Source organism: Haloarcula sp. H-hyl2 (genome assembly GCF_056934385.1).
Window position 1 is genome coordinate 366,242 of the sequence record NZ_JBRIIJ010000002.1, and the last position, 18,910, is coordinate 385,151.

General features: G+C 58.2%; 17 protein-coding genes and 2 pseudogenes. 9 read left to right on the forward strand and 10 right to left on the reverse strand.

The window, feature by feature from the left end; genetic code table 11:
- The first annotated feature begins 78 nt into the window (after positions 1–78).
- Together Hhyl2_RS11650 and Hhyl2_RS11655 are read left to right on the forward strand one after the other, a co-directional pair.
- Positions 79–1,896 (forward strand): redoxin domain-containing protein, encoded by a 1,818-nt coding sequence (locus tag Hhyl2_RS11650; RefSeq protein WP_483550940.1) that lies wholly within the window; start codon positions 79–81, stop codon positions 1,894–1,896.
- Between the two features lie 3 nt (positions 1,897–1,899).
- Positions 1,900–2,232, forward strand: coding sequence for a nuclear transport factor 2 family protein (locus Hhyl2_RS11655; protein WP_483550941.1), 333 nt, complete (start codon positions 1,900–1,902; stop codon positions 2,230–2,232).
- Here the strand turns inward: Hhyl2_RS11655 and Hhyl2_RS11660 are convergent.
- The gene (locus Hhyl2_RS11660) at positions 2,220–2,975 is read right to left on the reverse strand and encodes a class I SAM-dependent methyltransferase (protein WP_483550942.1); all 756 of its coding nucleotides are present in this window, start codon (positions 2,973–2,975) and stop codon (positions 2,220–2,222) included. The two genes, Hhyl2_RS11655 and Hhyl2_RS11660, sit on opposite strands and share 13 nt — an antisense overlap.
- Before the next feature lie 161 nt (positions 2,976–3,136).
- Here Hhyl2_RS11660 and Hhyl2_RS11665 point away from each other — a divergent pair, with 161 nt between their 5' ends.
- Positions 3,137–3,592: an NUDIX hydrolase gene (locus tag Hhyl2_RS11665; RefSeq protein ID WP_483550943.1), complete on the forward strand. Its 456-nt coding sequence runs from the start codon at positions 3,137–3,139 to the stop codon at positions 3,590–3,592.
- Positions 3,593–3,598: 6 nt separating this feature from the next.
- Here Hhyl2_RS11665 and serS read toward each other — a convergent pair whose 3' ends face one another.
- On the reverse strand, positions 3,599–4,981 hold the full coding sequence (gene serS / locus Hhyl2_RS11670; RefSeq protein WP_483550944.1) for a serine--tRNA ligase: 1,383 nt from the start codon (positions 4,979–4,981) through the stop codon (positions 3,599–3,601).
- A 126-nt stretch (positions 4,982–5,107) separates the two neighbouring features.
- On the opposite strand from serS, the gene Hhyl2_RS11675 reads away from it, so the two are divergent.
- The gene (locus Hhyl2_RS11675; RefSeq protein WP_483550945.1) at positions 5,108–5,314 is read left to right on the forward strand and encodes a heavy-metal-associated domain-containing protein; all 207 of its coding nucleotides are present in this window, start codon (positions 5,108–5,110) and stop codon (positions 5,312–5,314) included.
- Here the strand turns inward: Hhyl2_RS11675 and Hhyl2_RS11680 are convergent.
- The gene (locus Hhyl2_RS11680) at positions 5,311–5,751 is read right to left on the reverse strand and encodes a GIY-YIG nuclease family protein (RefSeq protein ID WP_483550946.1); all 441 of its coding nucleotides are present in this window, start codon (positions 5,749–5,751) and stop codon (positions 5,311–5,313) included. The two genes, Hhyl2_RS11675 and Hhyl2_RS11680, sit on opposite strands and share 4 nt — an antisense overlap.
- 203 nt (positions 5,752–5,954) lie before the next feature.
- On the opposite strand from Hhyl2_RS11680, the gene Hhyl2_RS11685 reads away from it, so the two are divergent.
- Positions 5,955–6,584, forward strand: coding sequence for a rhomboid family intramembrane serine protease (locus Hhyl2_RS11685; protein WP_483550947.1), 630 nt, complete (start codon positions 5,955–5,957; stop codon positions 6,582–6,584).
- Here Hhyl2_RS11685 and Hhyl2_RS11690 read toward each other — a convergent pair.
- A complete protein-coding gene (locus tag Hhyl2_RS11690) occupies positions 6,581–7,318 on the reverse strand; it encodes a ribonuclease H-like domain-containing protein (protein ID WP_483550948.1) in 738 nt (245 codons plus the stop codon). The two genes, Hhyl2_RS11685 and Hhyl2_RS11690, sit on opposite strands and share 4 nt — an antisense overlap.
- A gap of 82 nt (positions 7,319–7,400) precedes the next feature.
- Here Hhyl2_RS11690 and Hhyl2_RS11695 point away from each other — a divergent pair, with 82 nt between their 5' ends.
- Positions 7,401–7,778 carry a universal stress protein gene (locus tag Hhyl2_RS11695; protein WP_483550949.1) on the forward strand — a complete coding sequence of 126 codons (378 nt, stop codon included), beginning with the start codon at positions 7,401–7,403 and terminating at the stop codon, positions 7,776–7,778.
- Here Hhyl2_RS11695 and Hhyl2_RS11700 read toward each other — a convergent pair.
- From Hhyl2_RS11700 to Hhyl2_RS11710, 3 genes and pseudogenes are all read right to left on the reverse strand, one after another.
- Positions 7,775–8,497 (reverse strand): ParA family protein, encoded by a 723-nt coding sequence (locus Hhyl2_RS11700; protein ID WP_483550951.1) that lies wholly within the window; start codon positions 8,495–8,497, stop codon positions 7,775–7,777. The genes Hhyl2_RS11695 and Hhyl2_RS11700 overlap by 4 nt on opposite strands.
- Positions 8,498–8,579: 82 nt before the next feature.
- A complete protein-coding gene (locus tag Hhyl2_RS11705) occupies positions 8,580–9,002 on the reverse strand; it encodes an HIT family protein (RefSeq protein WP_483550952.1) in 423 nt (140 codons plus the stop codon).
- A gap of 45 nt (positions 9,003–9,047) precedes the next feature.
- Positions 9,048–9,392, reverse strand: a pseudogene (locus tag Hhyl2_RS11710) (uracil-DNA glycosylase family protein); the annotation flags it as partial.
- 60 nt (positions 9,393–9,452) lie between these two features.
- Between Hhyl2_RS11710 and Hhyl2_RS11715 the strand changes: the two are divergent.
- The 3 genes and pseudogenes from Hhyl2_RS11715 (at position 9,453) to Hhyl2_RS11725 (ending at position 10,946) form a co-directional block, all read left to right on the forward strand.
- Entirely contained in the window at positions 9,453–9,989 is a 537-nt protein-coding gene (locus Hhyl2_RS11715; protein ID WP_483550953.1) for a hypothetical protein, read from the forward strand.
- Positions 9,990–10,223, forward strand: a pseudogene (locus Hhyl2_RS11720) (site-specific integrase); the annotation flags it as partial.
- A gap of 27 nt (positions 10,224–10,250) precedes the next feature.
- Positions 10,251–10,946: a tyrosine-type recombinase/integrase gene (locus Hhyl2_RS11725; protein ID WP_483552024.1), complete on the forward strand. Its 696-nt coding sequence runs from the start codon at positions 10,251–10,253 to the stop codon at positions 10,944–10,946.
- Between the two features lie 166 nt (positions 10,947–11,112).
- Here the strand turns inward: Hhyl2_RS11725 and Hhyl2_RS11730 are convergent, their stop codons facing one another.
- The 3 genes from Hhyl2_RS11730 to Hhyl2_RS11740 form a co-directional block, all read right to left on the reverse strand.
- Positions 11,113–14,142, reverse strand: a complete 3,030-nt coding sequence (locus tag Hhyl2_RS11730) for an Eco57I restriction-modification methylase domain-containing protein (protein WP_483550954.1) — start codon at positions 14,140–14,142, stop codon at positions 11,113–11,115.
- Positions 14,143–14,320: 178 nt separating this feature from the next.
- The gene (locus tag Hhyl2_RS11735) at positions 14,321–15,331 is read right to left on the reverse strand and encodes a Kiwa anti-phage protein KwaB-like domain-containing protein (protein ID WP_483550955.1); all 1,011 of its coding nucleotides are present in this window, start codon (positions 15,329–15,331) and stop codon (positions 14,321–14,323) included.
- A 1,296-nt stretch (positions 15,332–16,627) separates the two neighbouring features.
- Entirely contained in the window at positions 16,628–17,005 is a 378-nt protein-coding gene (locus Hhyl2_RS11740) for a hypothetical protein (RefSeq protein ID WP_483550956.1), read from the reverse strand.
- Positions 17,006–18,910 lie beyond the last annotated feature (1,905 nt).

The following is an 18,910-nucleotide window of genomic DNA, read 5'->3' on the forward strand; positions in this document are numbered from 1 at the left end:
CCTGTTCTGGGGGTCACTCGCGGTCCGTACCCGTTCGGAGAGAAACACTGTTAAGTGACAGGACAGCAAGTACAGAGTGTGATTTCAGAGGGGACGGTGGCACCGTCGTTCGAGTTGCCAGCCCTCGTCGACGGCGAGCGCCGTCGCGTGGCACTCGACGACTACGTCGGCGAGGACGTCATCATCCTCGCGTTCTACCCGGCGGACTTCAACCCCGCCTGTGACGGGGAGTCGTGTGACCTGGACGAACTCGACCTCTTTACGATGCAGAAGGACGTCACCATCCTCGGTGTCAGTCCGGACTCCGTCTACAGCCACCGTGCCTTCGCCGAACAGTACAGTCTGAACGTCCCGCTGCTCTCGGATACGGACCACGACGTGGCCCGCGAGTACGGCATCGACTTCGTCGACGACATCGGCCAGCAGCTCATCGAGCGTGGCGTCGTCGTCATCGACCACGACGGCGTCGTCCAGTACAGCTGGAGCACCGACGACCTCACCCAGCTCCCGCAGGTCGAACCGATCAAGGACGCCATCGCCGACACGGGTGGGGACAACACCGCTTTCGCCCGCTACCGTGTCGGCCACGCCCACTACACGGAAGGGCGGCGTGCGTTCACCTCGGCGATGAGCGCCTTCCGGGATTCGGAGTGGATGATGGCACAGGGGGACTTCCAGCGGGCTCGCGACGAGTTCGCCGAGGCCGAAGATCGGTTCGACACGGCGCTGCGGTTCGTCGACGACGAGGGACTCGGCGACATCTACGAGGGCGCCAAGACGAAGGCCAACGCGCTCTGGCAGGCCGCCGACTGGCTGGCCGAGTCCGCCAGCGACTACTCCAGCGGGAGCGGTGCGTCGGGTCAGGAGTGGCGCGACGACGCCGAACGACCACTGGAGACCGCCCGCAGCTACGAGGAACCGCCCGATCCCGACGAGTGGCCGCCGGAGATAGACGACCTGGAGAAAGACGAGAGCGAACAGGAGAGTATCCTCCCGTCGACCGAGGAGCCCGACGACGCCACGCTCGACGTCGACATCGACGCCGAGGTCGACGAGGCGGCGGCCGACGAGACGGACGAATCGAGCGCGGAGACGGACGCCACCACCGAGGCGACTGAACCGGCGACGAACGGTGACGAGACCGCCACAGCCGACGGAGCCGACGCGGACGCCGAAAGCGACGACAGCGCCGGCGACGACGCCATCGACGACGCCGAGATCGAGGAGATACAGGCCGAACTGGAGGCCAACCAGCCCGACTCCGAGCCCTCGCCCGAGGAGATCACCGAGGAGCCGACGGCGATGGTCGAGGCGCCCCCCGAGAGCGTCACCGAGCAGGCCGACGACGAGGACGAGGAACTGGCCGAGTTGCAGGCCGAACTCGCCGCCAGCCAGGCCGACGCCGCCGACGAGCCGATCCCGGAGGAGTCGACGGCGATGGTCGACGCACCGCCGGAGAGTGTCAGTGGTGGGAGCGACGACGACACCGACGGGACCACAGACGAGAGCGCCGGCGACGGCGTGGACGGGTCAGCACCGACGGACACCCCGGAGACGGCATCGGCCGGCACTGGGAAGATAGAGGGTAGCGAGCCCGACGACGAGACGGCCGACGACACCCCGGACGAACCCACTGCTGACGAACGGACCGGAGCGTCGGAAGACACGGCGGCGGCCGACGCGTCCACTACCGGAGACGCGGCGACACCGACGGCCGACGACGGGAGCGACGAGACCGCGGGGGCGAGCGAGACGGACGACAGCACCGACGGCGAGAGCGACACCGTCAGCGCCAGCGACGAACCCGACGAGTTCGGTGGCTACGTCACCCCCGATACCGGGCCGGTGACCGGCAGTGACCCGGACGAGGACGACGAGGACGACCGGGAGGACTGACCGATGGAGCCAGTCGAGCGGGTCGAGACCTACTACCGAGCCATCGACGACGCCGACTACGACGCGCTGGCCGGGTTGCTCGCTCCGGAGTTCGTCCACGAGCGACCCGACCGGACCATCGACGGGCGCGACCGCTTCGTCCGGTTCATGCGCGAGGAACGACCGCGGACCGACACCAGCCACGTCCTCGAACGGGTGTACGAACCCAGCGACGACGCAGGCGAGGTGGCCGTCCGCGGACGCCTGGAGGGCGCCGACGGCGACCGGCTGTTCGGGTTCGTCGACGTGTTTACCGTCGACGGCGCCATCGAGAGACTCCGTACCTACACCGACTGACCGGGACGGTCGACCGACGCTGCACGAGCGGTGCGTTCGAGGACGACGGCGTAGTCCGAGCACTCCGTATCGGCTCCGACCACCCGTTCGAGCGTCCACGATGTCGGCGCGACCACCTCGCGGAACTGCTCGGGTGTGACGAGCACGAGCGGTGTCCACGGTCCGACGGTGCCGTCGTACTCGACCCGGAACCGACGGACAGCGACGGTACCGGCTACGGCCGTTCCGTCGCCAGGGGCGCCACGACTGGGGTCGTCCAGATCCGCCAGCAACCGACCGCCGGGTTCGACGACGCCGCCGAGCGCGGTCAGCGTGTGTTCGATAGCCGCGAGCGACGTCCCCACACTCAGTTGCTTGCCGAACGCGACCACGGTGTCGAACGGCCCCGCCGGCGGCGACCGCAGATCGCCGACGACCGCGTGGGTGACGCCCCTGTCGCGAGCGACGGCGACCGCGCCGGGACTCCGGTCGAACGCGAGCACGTCGTGCCCGCGGTCCTGGCAAACCAGCGCGTGTCTGCCGGCGCCACACCCGACGTCGAGGACGCGTCCCGTCACCACGTCCAGAAGGTCCCGCTCGAAGGCGTGCCACTCCGAGGGTGGCTCGAAGTACCCAGCCAGATGCGCGTCTGTAGTCGTCCCGTCGAGCCGTCGATACTGCGGCTGCTCGACGACGGCGTCCCGGTGGCAGTCCTGGACCATCCGACCGAAGGCGTCACGACTGGTGTCGGCACTCGGACACATCGTCGGAGGCGACGGCTGGCGTGGACTTGAACGCCAGTGAGAGGAGGTACCGAGTGGCGTCGAGGTAGCCGGCGGTTACCGACGCCCGGAACGGACCAACAGGGACAGCAGTTGCGGTAGGGGGTAGTTGTTTAACCGTCGCCCTCGACAGGGACTCGTGTATGGCCGGACAGTCGAGCACCAGACGGGCAGAGCGGGTGCACCGACAGCCCAGTCGGTTCACCGTCAGACAGGGGTCGAAGGCGCTGCTGACGACATCTACGTCTGTACTGCTCGTCAAGGAACGTCACAGCGACGGGACGCCGTTCTGGACGCTGCCCGGCGGTGGCGTCCGTCCGGACGAGTCGCTCACCGCTGGCCTCCGGCGCGAACTGGCCGAGGAACTCGGCTGTCGGGTCCGGATCGAGGACCCGAGTGCATGGTTCCCCTACCGCCATCAGGGACGCGCCAGCGTCGTCTCGGTGTACACCGTCTTCGACTGTCTGCTCGCCTCGTCGGTCACGCCGAATCCGGCCGAGGGCGTGCTGGACTGTCGCTGGGTGGACCCGTCCGACGTCCCGGCGACGACGCTCCCGCAGGTCCGGTACCTCTGTCGACGACTCGCCGACGAGGACTGAGAGTCGCTACTCCTTCTCGCCGGCGCCGACGGCGCTCTCGCCGACGGGTTCGTGGCCCTCGACGACCTCCTGGCCGCCCATGTACGGGCGCAACGCCTCGGGGACGGTGACGGTGCCGTCCTCGTTCTGGTAGTACTCCAGAATGGCCACGAGCACGCGGGGGACCGCCAGTCCGGAGCCGTTCAACGTGTGGAGGTAGTCGGCGGACTCGTGGCGCTCCGGTCGGTAGCGCAGGCCGGCCCGGCGGGCCTGGAACTCCTCGAAGTTCGAGACCGAGGAGACCTCCAGCCAGCGGCCGCCGACCTCGGGGCCGTCCGCCATGTCGTCGCCGGGCGCCCACACCTCGATGTCGTACTTCTTGGCCTGGGTAAAGCCCATGTCGCCGGTGCACATGTCCAGCACGCGGTAGGGCAGATCCAGGCGGTCGAGTACTGCTTCGGCCTCGCCCAGCAGCGCTTCGAGACGGTCGTAGCTGTCCTCCGGGCGGGCGAAGTTGACGAGTTCGACCTTGTGGAACTGGTGGACGCGGACGTAACCACGGGTCTCCGTGCCGTGTTCGCCGGCCTCGCGCCGGAAGTTCGGCGAGAACGCCTGGTGTTTCACCGGCAGGTCGTCGTCCAGCAGGATCTCGTCGCGGTACATGTTGGTGACGGGCACCTCCGCGGTCGGGAGCAGCCACAGGTCGTCGTCGTCGTAGTCGTCGTCCTGGCGGGCGCCCACGCGATAGGCGTCCTCGTCGAACTTCGGGAGCTGACCGGTCCCTTCCATGGACGCGGAGTTGACCGGAATCGGCGGCAACACGTCGGTGTAGCCCTGCTCGCGGTGGACGTCGAGCATGAACTGGATCAGCGCGTGTTCCAGCCGGGCGCCCTCGCCCTTGACGAACTGGTAGCCACCGCCCGAGACCTTCGCGCCGCGCTCGAAGTCGAGGATGTCCAGTTCCTCGCCCAGATCGTAGTGTGGGACGACCTCGTCGGGCAGGTCCCGCAGGTCGTCGAAGCCCCGTCGGTAGCGTTCGACGTTGTCGGCCTCGCCCTCGCCCGTCGGGACCGACTCGTGGGGGACGTTCGGGAGTTCCAGCAGCGCCGCCTCCAGTTCGGCCTCCAGTTCGTCGGCGCGGTCCTCGACAGCGGCCAGTTCGTCTTTCAGCTCCTGGGAGCGCTCGATGGCCTCCTGGGCGGCCTCCTCGTCGCCCTCCTGTTTGTACTGGCCGATCTTGCTGGAGATCTGGTTGCGCTCCTGGCGGAGCCCATCACCCTTCGCCTTCAGTTCGCGCCACTCTTCGTCGATCTCGAGTATCTCGTCGAGGTCCACGCCCGTGACGCCCTTCCGTTCGATGGCGTCACGGACCGTCTCGGGATGCTCCCGGACGAACTGTCTCGATAACATGGGCGACGGTTCTCGACGGCGGAAATTAGGCGTGTCGGTCCCGCGCCGCGGAGGCCACCGGACCCGGGAACGGGCCGGACTGCCGGGACGGAAGGGGTTTTGTCCCGGCGGTAGCTAGCCTCGGCTATGAACACGCGAACCCTCTCGGTGACCGGCATGTCGTGTACCGGCTGTGAAGACGCCGTCGAGCAGGCGCTCGGGGATATCGCGGGCGTGATCTCGGTATCGGCCGACCACGACGCCGACACCGTTACCATCGAGACCGACGGCGACGTCGACGAGGACGCCCTGGCCGCAGCCGTCGAAGACGCCGGCTACGAACTGGCCGCCTAGGTCGAGTCGGCCGTCCGGGCGGCCTCGTGGGCCTGCTGGACCGCCGCCAACAGGAGGTCCCGACGCTCGTGGTAGGTGAGGTGGGTCGGGCAGTCACAGTCCGAACAGCCGAAACCGGTGACGTGACCGAATCCGTCCGAGGCAGGGCCGTCGATCCGACGAGCGACGGTACACTCGACGTCCGCTGCGGTCCTGACGACACTGTCGATGGCCGTCGTCGGGTCGCCCAGCAGATAGTCGACGTGCCAGTGGCGGGTGTCGTTCTCGCCGGCCGCGACCGCGCGGTGGCGGTCGATACGGCTGAACCCGCCCGCACCGAGCGCGCTGCCGGTGTAGGCGTACCAGCCCGCCGGGAGGGTGCGCTCACCCAGCGCACCCACCTCGGTCACGCCGCCCTCGGTCCGTTCGAGGACGAGCGTGTACGTTCCGCCGTCCATCCCGTTCAGGCGCCCTGTGTCGGGTCGGCGAGCGTCTCCTCGTCGGCCGGGTCGGCGAGCGTCTCCTCGTCGGCCGGGTCGGCGAACGCGTCCGCGAGGTCGTCGCTGAGCGTGTCACACATACGCAGGGGGACGGGTCGGGTGTACCTATGTGTTCTGGCTCCGGGCCTCCCTTTCTTGTAGGAGCGCGTGCAACTAACGGTATGCCCCGCCTCTCGGAGAGCCCCACGGTCGTCACACTGGGGGTCATCGGCGTCGTCTTCGTCCTCCAGCAGGTCGTCGGCCTGATCGTCCCGTCGGCGTTCGTCTTCGGGATGTCACACCCGTTCCTGCAGCCCTGGACACTCGTCACGAGCGTCTACGCCCACGCCAGTCCCGCCCACCTGCTGTCGAACGCCATCGCGCTGGCCGTCCTCGGGTTCCTCGTCGAGCAGGACACGACCGACCTCCGGTACCACACGTTCTTCGTCGTCACGGGGATGCTGGCCGGCCTCGCGGAGGTCTACGCCGCCCGGTTCCTCGGCCCCGTGATCCCGTGGATGGTCAGCCAGGTCAACGTCCTGGGCGCCAGCGGCGCCATCTTCGCCTTCCTGGGGTACCTGCTGGCCTCGAACCGGCTGACCGAGACGGCCGTCGCCGGCATCGCGCTGTCGGCCCGGGCACAGCTGGCCATCGGTGCCATCCTGGCGGCGGCCATCACCGTCGCCACCGCCAACCCGGGCGTGGCGCTCATCGCACACTTCACCGGCCTCCTGCTCGGCTTCGTCGCCGGACGGGCACACCTCCTGCAGCCGGGGAACATCCTGGGCTCGCCAGAGCCCGCAGAACCCTAACCCAGGAACAGTTCGTCGTCCAGATCGCTCGTCACGCGGTCGGCCAGCGTCCGGAGGTTGACCGTGTCCTCACGGTTGTACGAGATCAGCGTCTCCAGCGAGCCGTCGACGCCGCGTTCGTGCTCCCGCCAGAGTCGGACCGCGTCCCGGCCGGAGATGTCCGGGCGGTCGCGCTCGATGCCGATGTCCTGTTCGACCTGTTTGAGCCCGCCCGAGAGGCCGAGTTTCTTGCAGGTGTACATGAGGTCCAGATGGGGATAGTCCAGGTCGACGTCGAAGTTCGCCTCCAGGAACGGGACGTCGAAGCGCTTGCCGTTGAACGTCACGAGCAGGCCCGCGTCGGCGAAGGCCGCTCGCAGGTTCTCGGCGGTGAGGTCGTCGCCAGCAACGAGCGTCCGAGTGTCGCCGTCCTGGTGGAGGCTGACCGTCGTCACCTGGTTCCGGTGTTCGTCCAGCCCCGTCGTCTCGATGTCGAAGAAACAGGCCCGGTCCCGGAACGTCTCGTAGAGGCGCCACTGCTCGCCGCTGGGGAACGCGCGGTCGAAGTATGCGATGTCGGTCGCCGCGACGCGGTCACGCCCCTCGTGGATGAACTCGCGGATACGCTCGCCGCGTTTGCCACCGATGACGGCCGGTTCGAACTCGTCCCAGTGTGTGACACCCTGCTCCCAGATGCTTCGCTCGGTCTTCTCGCCAACGCCGTCGGCCCCGATGAAACTGTTCTCGACGCGCACGCTCTCTCGTGGGGCGGCGGTCGACGTAAGTTCGTCGGAGCGCGCCGAAACGACGAAGCGGCCGGCGGCCCCACCAGAAGGTATGACAGACTACCTCGTGGCCACGTCGTCGGTCCACGTGACGGCGGCGGCAGCGGACTACCTCACGACGCGGCTCGACCCCAGCGAGGACACCGTTACGGTCGTCGCCGTCCGAGAGCCGAACGCCCCCGCACGGGACGCCGGCGACGCCGCTAACGTCGCCCGGTCACGGCTCGCCGCGGCGATGCCGACGACGGAGACCCGCGACGGCGACTCCACCGAGGCGGTTCTGGCAGCCATCGCGGACCACGACCCCGACACGATCATCATCGGGGCCAACCGGGGAACGGACGGGGCGACCGGCGTCGGATCGACCGCGCGGGCGGTGCTGTCGGCGGCCGACCGGCCCGTGGTCGTCGTCCCGCTGCCTGACCTCTAGAGGAAGCCGTCGTCCTCGAACGACCGGGCCAGATCGACCTCCAGCAACGCCTCGGTCGTCTCGGCGACGGCCGGTGCGAGGGGGCTCTCGGGGTCGAGACAGGACGGCCGGCCGGGGGTGGGGTCACCGGCCGGGACCTCGTGGTCGGCGTCGCCGATAGCGACGGCGTCGTCGGTGTCCGTTCGCGTGGCGACGATGGCGTCCGCGGGGGCCTGGACGTCCTGCAGTCGGCCGCGCTGCTGGGGGAGCAGGTCACGCCCCCGTGCCGTCGCCGGGACCACGAGCGCACGGCGGCGAGCGGCGTCGACCGCCGCCAGTGCCTGATTGGCCGCGACGGGCGGGACGTCCAGCAGGACGTGCTCGTACCGGTCGGCGGCCGTCGTGATAGCGTCCGCGACAGCCTGTGCGTTCTCCGGCGTCTTCGCCCGTGCGAGGCGCTCGAATGGCGCGTGGGCTGGACACCAGGCGATTCGCCCGGGGACGTCGAAATCGGCGTCGTAGGTCGCCTCGGTCAGTGACGCCTCGCCCGTCGCGACCGCCGTCAGGTCGGCCCTGATCGGTCCCTCGACGCGCGTGGCCAACCCCTGCGTGGCGAAGGCGGCGTCGAGGACGGCCACCGACCGACCGTCGCCGGCCAGCGTCGCCGCCGTCTCGACGGCCAACCGCGTCGTTCCCGCACCACCCGTCGCACCCACGAACGCGAGCGTCGACACTCCCATAGGATTCCTTCCAGCCGTTCCCGGATATAAATCTATGGCTCCAGGACGGTCAGACGGATCGGTGTCGCTCCACCGGTCCGTCTCAGGCGCCGCCCTCGATAGCCGCCGCGATGTCGTCGAGTTCGTCGTCGCTCAGGTCCGGTCGGTCGCTGACGAGTGCGTGGATGGGGCGACCGCCGTCGTCCTCGAACCGCGGGACGATGTGGGCGTGAACGTGGGGGACCTCCTGGCCTGCGGCCTCGCCGTTGTTGAACGCCACCGTCGTCGCGGGGGCGTCGACGGCCGCCTCGACGGCCGGCGTGAGCGCGTGGACCGTCGCCATGACCTCGCTCGCGACGTCGGCGGGCAGGTCGTTCAGCCGCTCGTGGTGGGCCTTCGGGATGACGAGCGTATGGCCCGGGGAGAGCGGGTTGGCGTCCAGGAAGGCCAGCACGGTTTCGTCCTCGTAGACGGTCCGGCTCGGGATGTCACCGTCGGCGATCTGACAGAAGATGCAGTCGCTCATGGTGAGGGCGTCGGCCGGCGATTACATGAAGCTTCGGCCGGGGAGTCACGACCGACAGCCGGCGACCGTCTGGCGGACCGCGTCGACGTAGCCCGCGCGGTCGTAGCCCAGGCGCGCCAGCCACACTTCCTGGTAGCTGGGGTGCAAGAGCGGGACGACCGGGACGGCGAGCGCGTCGCTGTGTCGCGGGTCCAGAACGCTATCGACGAAGCCGTCCAGGGACTCGTCGTCGAGTGCCAGCACCGTCTGTGTCGCGTGTTTCCCGGTCGTCAGCACCGCGTCCGGAGCGACGGTCTCGACTTCGGTGACGAGATACGGCCGGCAGTTCGCCAGTTCCGTCTCGGTCGGGTCACGATTCTCCGGCGGGTGGCACTTCACCGCGTTCGTGAATATGAATCAATGAATCAGACTTATGTATAAGAGAGACGTATCAATACGCGAGAAGGACCAATGACTGAGAAATCTCGATTCAATATGGTCATTCCCGAGAAGCAAAAAGAGCGATGGGAAGAGTACGTCGAAGAGAGCCCGGACGTTACATCTCTCTCCCAACTCGTCCGCCAAGCGGTCGAAGCCGAAATCGCACAGGAGGCTACTCCGGACTCGTCTGTCGGTAGTAACGAAATGGCCCAAAGGCGACTATCGGAACTACTGGAAAACACGAAGAAAATCCAAACCGGTATTGAGAACGTCGAAGACCGGCTGTATCACATCGAACAAGAGGTTCGAGATAACCCCGAAATTTCGGAACTGGCAGCAGACCTATTCGAGATTCTACCAAGCCGGGCCGAGATAGAGAACTATCACAAGGGGCGAAAACCGGGACAAAACGAAATCGGTGCTGGATCGGTGAGTGAGTTTGCCGACCGACTCGACAGTGACGAGTCTCGCATTGAAAGAGCGCTTGAGAAACTTCAGAACGAAATCGCACTCGTCTATACGACCGACAAATTCGGAGACGAGACGCGATATTACAAGCAGGAATAAATGTACCAGCATATTCAACAGTACCTTGACGACGTGAAAGCCTCGAAAGCTGAAAGTACGTTCCAAACGCGTCAATCCGACCTTCGAGTCTTCAACGAATTCCTTTCCGAGAAAGACATGGAACCGACCGAAGTAGACTCATGGACTATTCACCAATTCCTACGCCGCGAAGAGAACGACGGGTACGCTGATTGGACGGTTCAGAGTCGCTACCAGTCCGTCAAAAATCTCTATGCGTTCCTCGCTGGTACGCGTGGATTGATGGACGAATCGCCTTTCGAGGGAGATGGACTCAAACGGAGCGACTTCGGTGGGCGTGAGTCGGTGAAATCGGAGACTGCGGATATTGTCTATATCCAACCCGAAGAAATGGAACAACTCGTAGAGAACGTCCCACAGCCCAAATTACGGAACGAATTGATGATTCGGCTCCTATGGCAGACCGGGCTACGCCGAAGTGAAATCGCCATCATTGAACTCGACAACATCAACCACGAAGAGCGGAGTATCGAAGTCTGGTCACCCAAAACCGAAAGCAGGCGAATGGTCTACTATCAGCCTTCGCTTGATACCCTACTGACGGCGTGGGTAGACCGAGGTGGTAGGCTGTCATTTGCAGAAGCCCAAGAATCCGACTACCTCTTTCCCACTGAAAGAGCGGAACATATAGTCCCTATGCAAATAAACGAGATTGTAAAGAAAGCGGCGGAGAACGCGGGGATTCAGGAAGTGATGAACCGAGACGCGATGGGCCGTCCTTGGCACCGTGTTACCGCCCACGCTCTCCGTCACGGCCACGCCGTCGAATCCCTGAAATCAGGTATAGACGTGCGAACGGTACAGAAGCACCTCGGTCACACGGACATAGAGACGACGATGGAATACTTACAATTGATCGACGACGACGTGAAAGAAGCGTATCAACGCTTCGGGACGAGTGAGGAAAGTACAGTTTGAAGTCACTGTTCCCCTCGCATGAGGCGTAAACGCGATCTGCTTAGACTGTGGTGGCAACACGGCGGGTAGATGTTCAGTAGGCCGAATCGACCATTAGCAACTTCGTTGGCACGATCATCGTCTACCGTTATGATAAATTAGTATTCTCGGCTCAGATTCACTTATTTCAGTCTTCACCCGCGTCAGGGAACAACTCACGAACAATCCGGAGCCGCTGTAGTTTCTTCAATTCGCTCCAGATTCGGGGTCGCTTTTCGTTTTCAATCCCGTAAAGGTCCAGTGCCGCTCGTTCAATCTCCCAATCTAAGTCCTCTTCTATCTGCTCATCATTCTCTGTCGCCTGCTTCACTAACTCAACAAACTCGTCATACGCTTTCCTCTCATCAGGGTCCTCAAAATCAATCTCCGGTATAGGGAGCGACATAATGAAGCTCTGTGGGTGACGGGGGAACGACTGCCATTCTACAATTCCCTTAGTTTTTGAATAGTAGTAGAGCATCGCACGAGAATTGAGTAAGCCCAAGAAATACTCAATATCATAATTATCAAACGGTTCTTCCCGTTCCTCAGCCGGTCGGAATGACATTACTGATTTCAAACATCGAGCATCGGTATTGTCCACGGTGGCATAGAAGCCCACGCCTGCTTCTCGGATGAGGAGTTTTGGTGACTCAAATCGCCATGAGTCTTTCAATCCGACACCCTCAACATCTGCGTCAATGTATGCATTATCGCTAATGCGGTATCTATTGACGTGTTCCCCAAAATAGATTGGTGTACTGCATTCTTCGGTCGGTTCGTCCTTCACGATTCGCCGAGTAGAGATTGCTTCTTCAAATTCAAATTCCTCTCCACAGTGGTCACATGTTTTGGAATAATACCCCCCACCTTTAGACTCGGCCCGCTTTCGGGGAAACGGACTCCATTCGGTGCAATAGGGACATTGTAGTATCTCCCCTTCTCGCCCTGTTTCATCTCCACGTCCGTTGTCAATTACCTGTGACCAATCTACTGTGTTGGTTTCCATTACGTCAAGGATTGCATGGTCTTCTTTACCTGCCCAAATATCAAACACATAGTCTTCGTCGGAGGTAAACCGGCCCTGTTCAGTGATGTGCATCTTATCTCCAATAATACTCGATAGCGCTTCACCACCTGCTCCAAGCATCCGTTTCCGGTCTGCTTTCTGAAGTAGACTTACCTCTACTTCGTGCTCCTCCTGGGGCTTGACATTCGTATACTGGACGATAGCAGTAGCCGCGAAGACACTATCAAAGATTCCTTCACCCAACTTGTGGACCTGATCTAATTGATGACGATCAGCCAACCAACGTCGTAGAGGTACTGAATCCTCGTTGAACATACTATCAGGGATAATGAATCCCAGTGTCCCCCCTTCTGTTAGAAGATCCTCGCCCAACTCTAAAAACAACTCATACGAGTCGTATTGACCGGCCGCCAACTCATATCCCTGGTCACTCTCCAACCAAGATTCGTATCCGCTCATATCTGCTCCCCACGGTGGATTTCCTACGATTACGTCGAAACCACCCCGTTCCTCAAAGATGTGGCCGAACTTTTCCTCCCACTCAAACGCCCCCAAGTCTTCGGCCTCCTCAACAGAAATATCGAGAACATCTGCTACCTCTTCAGCGGACCCATTCAACAGGCTGTTCCCTGCCCTGATATTGTCCTCAAGAATCGCAGGAAGCTTCTCATCTTTCTTCAATGCCTTCAGTAGCAGGTTGACCGTGGCGATTTCAGTAGCTTGGTAGTCTAAATCCACCCCAAAGATGTTGTTCCGCAGAATGTGACGTTTGTAGTCGTTTGGGATGGTGAGAGCCGCGGAATATTCTTGGACGTTCATGTCCCCATTGATCGAGCGAACCAAGTCCTGATACTCTTCGTAGGCGTCTACCAGCAGATCGAATGCTTTGATAAGGAAGCTCCCGCTTCCACACGTCACGTCTAAGACTGAAATTTGTTCTATCGCATCAAACTCTTCGCGGGCAGCTTCAAAGTCGGGATTCTCTTGATTCAACTCTTCCCGTACGTTACCCATGATACCGTCTATCCGGTCGCCCAACGTGCTTTCGACAATGTATTCAACAACAGGGACAGGGGTGTAGTATATTCCCTCTTCACGGCGCTCATCCGGCTGCTGAACCAATTCCAGATCCTCGGACTTATCATCTATCGCGTGACCAAGATAGTCCTCATAGATGCTTCCAAGCACGTCTGCGTCGATGTAGGAGAAGTTGTAATCATACAGGGAGTCAATTATCTCCAAGAGCACATCATTTGAGATTTCATAGTCTTCACAGGGATGTTCAGCGAATAGCTCCGAGTTATAGACCGAATCAAAATCCCGAAACGCGTTCTTCAGGTCGCGTACCAAAGTTCGAACGTCCGGGTTGATGGTGGTCTTCTCCCAAGACTGGGACATATTCAGTAGTGTATCTGCTGGGATTACGCCGCGGTCTTCCGCGACCCGCATTACTACTACCCGGTCTAAGATTCTCTGAACACCGTCCCGAAGCTCATCAAGCGAAAGTTCCGGGTGAGAGTCATGCACATCCTGTGTAAGTCGCATCCGAGCTTCGGACAGAACATTCAGGATTTCTTCTGTAACAGTATCGCGTTCTCGAACCCGCTCTAATCGATCAAGCGACCCGTCGGATACCGCTGGCTTAGACAGCTTCGCTAATTGCTCTAACCCGTCATCAGTCGTATACTCGTCTGCTGTAAGGGTGAAGACACGTCCCTTCTCAAGATTGTCCTTGTTGACGTGAGTAAAGTAGAGACGAAGTTCAGCGAAATTGGTGAGGACAGCCCAATCACACCCTTGGTGCCATGCGTAGTCAATCGCCTGTTCAACGTATGACTGTGCTTCACTGCTGTTTACCCGGCGACTTCCATCAAGATCTTTCGAGAAGGCTTTCGCCTCAATGAAGAATTGTTCTCGGCCGTTCAGACTGAGGGCGTAATCTGCATCACCCACCAAAGTCCGCTGTTCAGGCTTCACTTGGTCTGTCGTAGTATCCCAGCCAAGTGCCCGCAGAAGCGGGTTGATAAACTGTTGTCGGACCGCAGCTTCCTTCAACTGCTTCCGGTCGTGGGTTGTTTGAGACTGATAGTTCTCTACCAAGTCCTGAATGGCATCTACATCAATCTCTTCAGTTATCTGGACGCTCATGTACGCGAGTTACGGGGAATGCTCAGTCCCTTCTTATCAAAGCATCGTATGGGGGGAGTATCCAGCATAGAACCCGATTGCGGTCCACAGTAGAGCAGTCTACAAGAATGATTCTAACATGGTCTGGCTTTCAGCTATCCCACCGCAGCCTCATCAGTAGCAATTGAAGTGAAATCAGTCACACCTGACGTTTTCCACCTGTAGTTTGATAGCGTGTTTCAGTAGACTCAGAAAACAGGTTGTCGTCGTTTAGGATTTTAATCAAATCTTTCTTATCACCCTTACTCGGGAGAACTATACCCCACACATCATCGATTTTCTTAGTTTCAACATTTAACCCATACTGATCAATTTCGTCTTCTACTATATCTGGGGTTAGTTCTTTGTACAGACCCCGCTCCTCAACAACGGCCATCTTTCGGAGAGCGGATCTGTCATTGCTGATTGAGTCCATGAAGAAATCTGTATTGTGAATAGTAATTTCGCTCTCTTCCAACCCTTCGAGAACCTTCTCAGTCCGGTTTTCATATTCACTGAAATAATTGAAGATGTCTTCGAACTTACCCTGATTTATCACGAACAGATGTCCATTGAACAAGAATGCATCAAATGTCTCTGGGAGTGCGAATAGATTCTCTTCAAACTTATCGTATTCATTATCTTTCAGCGCCAATTTGACTTTCCATGAGCTGCCTACGATTTGGTTCCGTGTGAATTTCCGGAATGCTAAAAACATATTTCCCCACTTATCTCGGACTCTTAAAACCTGAAAGTCGGCAGATCCAAGCCCATCATATGAATCTTCACGAAATGAATTAGAGTCGGAAAGTGGGCGGAATAATTCGTAATCCGGGATCTCACTAAACGGAATATGTTGGACAGGGACTTTTTCTTCATGAATGTTCCCGGCACTATACTTAGATATGGGTCTGTCTCCTTTCTTGACCACACTGGAGACAATTTTGTACATCTCCTCCACAAAGATACTATTCAACTCGGTATGTATCTCCTCGTGAAGTGGGACTTTGATTATCTCTAATGCCTTCTCTGCGGGAGTATCATCATCTTCGTCTGACTCCTCGGTGATCTCTTTTGCCAGCAAAAATTCCTGTACCCTGTCTTCTGGGGTACCATTAAGAAAATCATAGGCATCGGAAAGAGTTTCTTTGGCTTCCTCCGGACTTGGCATTATACAGTCATGTGAACATCGTTACTTAATTCCACCGTCCTCACCGATTCTACTGAGTCTGCTAACCCCTCTTTCGTCACCAATGTCACTGTCCGATTGCCGGTGTCAACCTCATAGATTCGATAGCCCGACAATGCTAATATCGGATTCACATACAGGTGGGTTGACCGTACCTGAATGAGTCCAATTACTAAGAAGAAAATCAGAAATGCAATCCAATTCTCTACTGCTGAGTAGTCAAGTACCACAAATGGGAAAATATACACCAGTATATAACTGGTAATTAGTTCGTCTCGGCTACGGTATGATTCTACTTTCTTGAAGTCTTCTCCGCCTTTTGATCTACGTACATCAATAACAAGGAACAGCATTGCTAACGAGAACACCGCCAGAACTGCCCATCCAATGGAGAGAATTGGAATCTTCAACCCAGACAAAAATTGGAGACTGCCAATATCTGTGTTCGGGATAATGAACTTGAAATCCCAGTGCTTGATGATCAATATGGCAAATAATGGAATGTATGAGCTAAGGAAGAGCCACCATTTTACACTGGGTTTCAATTTAGACATTGAATTATAAAACTCGGTACGATGGTTCTGGTTCGAGTATTATGTCCGAGTTGAATATTCTTTTTTATTCTATCTACATGTTTCGGTTGGTACGGCATATATCAAGGGGAAATTAATACGGAGCGAGTAAGCTCAAATTTATTATTCCGATTGTATTTCCATAGATGTAAATTAAATCCTGGCTACATTATTATGCCAGATTGGCACGCTATTTCACCTTGAATATTCATTAGAACTATTAAGCCGCCAATTTCGGGCGAAGATGAGGAAAACTTCTTAATATCAGCTATCATCCGACGTATTTTATAGAAACTCATACATTTAAAAAGTATAAAAGAGTTAATCCATCTCTTGATCTTTTGAGAGGGTAATATCTACCATCAGCGAAAAGATGGGTCGTTCGTATAACCGTTATAGGACACTCTCGTTTAGAGAGGGAGGGCGAAAGTTGAAATTCTACTACTTCAGTGGTTGCCGACCATATAGACCTATAAGATTATAGAACCGCAATACAGCGGGCGTATAGAGCCATCTAAGAGGCGCTTGAAGCGAGTTGAAAATGACGCGATGAATACCACTCGCCCACCAGAGAAATTGGCACTCGACTCTAAGAGTGGGTTATATGCTGAAGACACCAACACACCACCCCAGCGAAGTTTTGATTGATCAATTTGGTAGCTTCATTAGCCTGTTCAACACGAGGTCTCTGTCAAAGTCCTCTCAGTCACGCTGAACCAAGTTCATCTGGGAAGAAGATGGTGTACGGGTTGCCTTCAGAATCATAGTCCATCCCACCAATAACGCCTTGATCACGCCACTGCTGCAACTGCTGTTGGAGAATCTTCGCTGTATCTGACCCCACACCATCCGTGGACTCTACAATCGCCTGTCGCTGGTGGCTCTCAGTAGGGATATTAGCGACTATTCCATACACCCGCAACAACCCTCTCGCTTTCCCGTCGCCCACCATCGTGGTATGTTTCAACAGCCACGCCTCGGCCCCCATATCAGAGGGATACTCGATGTTGCTACTGTCAATGCTACGGTTGAAATATTCGTTTGGCGTTTGGGAGTCCCACAGCTGTTCATCAGATCCAGGCATGGACATTAGTTAGAACGCCATCAAATCAAGCTTCGGCATATCATGTGGCCTGATGATTGGAGGACAGCGACGGAATAGCACTGTCAGGGGAGGCGTGAAGCGGCTTGAGGTGTCCGTGTTGGATTCCCCTCACTCCCCGGACGCTGGCCCTGTCAACGTTGTGAGGAGGGTATACGGCGGTGCCACAGGCTCACTCGCCATGGGATCTATCGATTAGCCCGATTCGGTGCGCGTCTAACAGTATCAGTGCGGCGTGTTCCTCGGCGTATCCCCTACCCCCTCATCTCCTCGACCGTATCTGTCACGGCCTGCTCTTCGGGAGTCCGATCAGAGTTGCCCATCTCGTTTACTCTCGCGCTTCTGCAATCGCTTTGTGAGCTTCAGGAGGGTCATCTGAAGTCGCACTGTGGAGAGTGCCGCAAAACTCGCAGTACGGGCTCCCGCTCTCTTCCCATGAATCGTACCATCCGCAATCAGGACATAGCATTTGTTTCTACAGGTAATGTCGTAGGTGCATACGCTTCGTTTTATGCAGATTACTTACGGACACATGGCGAATAATCATCAGAACCGGAATTCGTTCCTATTTTTTCCACTACTGACACCCAAGAGATGGTGAAGTGACGGTAACTTCCTGTCCGAAACCTCTACGCCCAATGCGGACACAGTAAAAGCCGAATCGATGGTAACTGATGCTCCGTTCCAACCCGGTGATCGCTACGAAGGCACCAGCAGTGGCCGGGTTCTTACCTACAGGCAGATCGGGTACATAGGATGGAAGTCTTCCACTGCCGTCGAACGGATAGAGCGCGGGTTCATCGTAAACGGCGAGCTTTTCGTCGCTGTTGAGGGTAAGTAAGAAGCTCTAACGAAGATGCGGGATATGATTATCCGATTTTAACCCCGAGAGGGGGGTTTTCTCCTCATATAGACAGCTGTTGAGAAAGAGGGAATCGGTCCAGGGACCACCACCTATTTTTCGAATCGTATTCCCCACCAGACATAGTAAGTAACATGGAGGGTGTCTCTCTGTGAATCCGTTCTAACATCTTTACGCCATCAAATTAGACTATCAAAGATCCCAATGTAGATTATAAAACTATAGACTGCTAAATGAAATCTGAGTAATCGGTCTGCTCATCAGGAATACAGATGTATGAATGACGATACAGCGGATTTGGATGGGGATTTTGCGTCCGACGACGGAGAAGTGCTTACCCGCGAGAATATCGGCTACTTAGTTCGGTACGAGAATGCCGAGGTTGAGAGAGTCGAGAGTGGTTACGTAGTAAATGGAGTGTTCTACCGCCGTGTAGGGGTCTCCTCTGAGGAGTGCCGGTAGGAAAAATATAGCTTCGCCTTCTTAGCCAATCCCGCTGGATCAAATCCTCCAAAATCCTTGATCTAATCCCGTGCTCTTTCAGTAGGGGTATTATTTTGTCCATAGTAGGGATATTACCGACAGTATTATTTCACTCCGGCCATCATTTCCAAATGGATCTTATCGCTGGTCTTTCTCACTACTTTGGTTATTGGGGAATGTAGATAGAGAGCCTTAGCGACGGTTTTATGCGTCTTGAGCGAATATCAATTATCAAGTAAGCCCTGTGGGAAAGGCCAGCGATAAGATCCAGTCTTCTCACAGACCCCCATCGAAAGATGAACAAAATGCCTATCGAAGGAGAGGTAGGTTGGGGGAGTTGAGGAAGAGCAATTCGTGCTTCTGCCGATAACCCGTGAAAGCGGGAATTGGCGGCCGTCTATACGGTTATGGGGGCGGCTAAAAAGGAAGCTCTCTCAGCATGTATGGCACTGGGCGATAGCCCATTACGGTGGTTAATATACTAACTGAGAGGCCCCTACATCCGGATGGTACTCACTCCATCCTGAATCCATACTGCCTGA

Bases quoted from the DNA above. Each gene is read 5' to 3' on its own strand.
- Hhyl2_RS11740 (WP_483550956.1), bottom strand. From the start codon at position 17,005: ATGCCTGGATCTGATGAACAGCTGTGGGACTCCCAAACGCCAAACGAA.
- Hhyl2_RS11675 (WP_483550945.1), top strand. From the start codon at position 5,108: ATGAACACGCGAACCCTCTCGGTGACCGGCATGTCGTGTACCGGCTGT.
- Hhyl2_RS11700 (WP_483550951.1), bottom strand. From the start codon at position 8,497: ATGGGAGTGTCGACGCTCGCGTTCGTGGGTGCGACGGGTGGTGCGGGA.
- Hhyl2_RS11725 (WP_483552024.1), top strand. From the start codon at position 10,251: ATGGACGAATCGCCTTTCGAGGGAGATGGACTCAAACGGAGCGACTTC.
- Hhyl2_RS11735 (WP_483550955.1), bottom strand. From the start codon at position 15,331: ATGCCAAGTCCGGAGGAAGCCAAAGAAACTCTTTCCGATGCCTATGAT.
- Hhyl2_RS11680 (WP_483550946.1), bottom strand. From the start codon at position 5,751: ATGGACGGCGGAACGTACACGCTCGTCCTCGAACGGACCGAGGGCGGC.
- Hhyl2_RS11705 (WP_483550952.1), bottom strand. From the start codon at position 9,002: ATGAGCGACTGCATCTTCTGTCAGATCGCCGACGGTGACATCCCGAGC.
- Hhyl2_RS11655 (WP_483550941.1), top strand. From the start codon at position 1,900: ATGGAGCCAGTCGAGCGGGTCGAGACCTACTACCGAGCCATCGACGAC.
- Hhyl2_RS11730 (WP_483550954.1), bottom strand. From the start codon at position 14,142: ATGAGCGTCCAGATAACTGAAGAGATTGATGTAGATGCCATTCAGGAC.
- serS (WP_483550944.1), bottom strand. From the start codon at position 4,981: ATGTTATCGAGACAGTTCGTCCGGGAGCATCCCGAGACGGTCCGTGAC.
- Hhyl2_RS11715 (WP_483550953.1), top strand. From the start codon at position 9,453: ATGACTGAGAAATCTCGATTCAATATGGTCATTCCCGAGAAGCAAAAA.
- Hhyl2_RS11660 (WP_483550942.1), bottom strand. From the start codon at position 2,975: ATGTGTCCGAGTGCCGACACCAGTCGTGACGCCTTCGGTCGGATGGTC.
- Hhyl2_RS11665 (WP_483550943.1), top strand. From the start codon at position 3,137: ATGGCCGGACAGTCGAGCACCAGACGGGCAGAGCGGGTGCACCGACAG.
- Hhyl2_RS11685 (WP_483550947.1), top strand. From the start codon at position 5,955: ATGCCCCGCCTCTCGGAGAGCCCCACGGTCGTCACACTGGGGGTCATC.
- Hhyl2_RS11695 (WP_483550949.1), top strand. From the start codon at position 7,401: ATGACAGACTACCTCGTGGCCACGTCGTCGGTCCACGTGACGGCGGCG.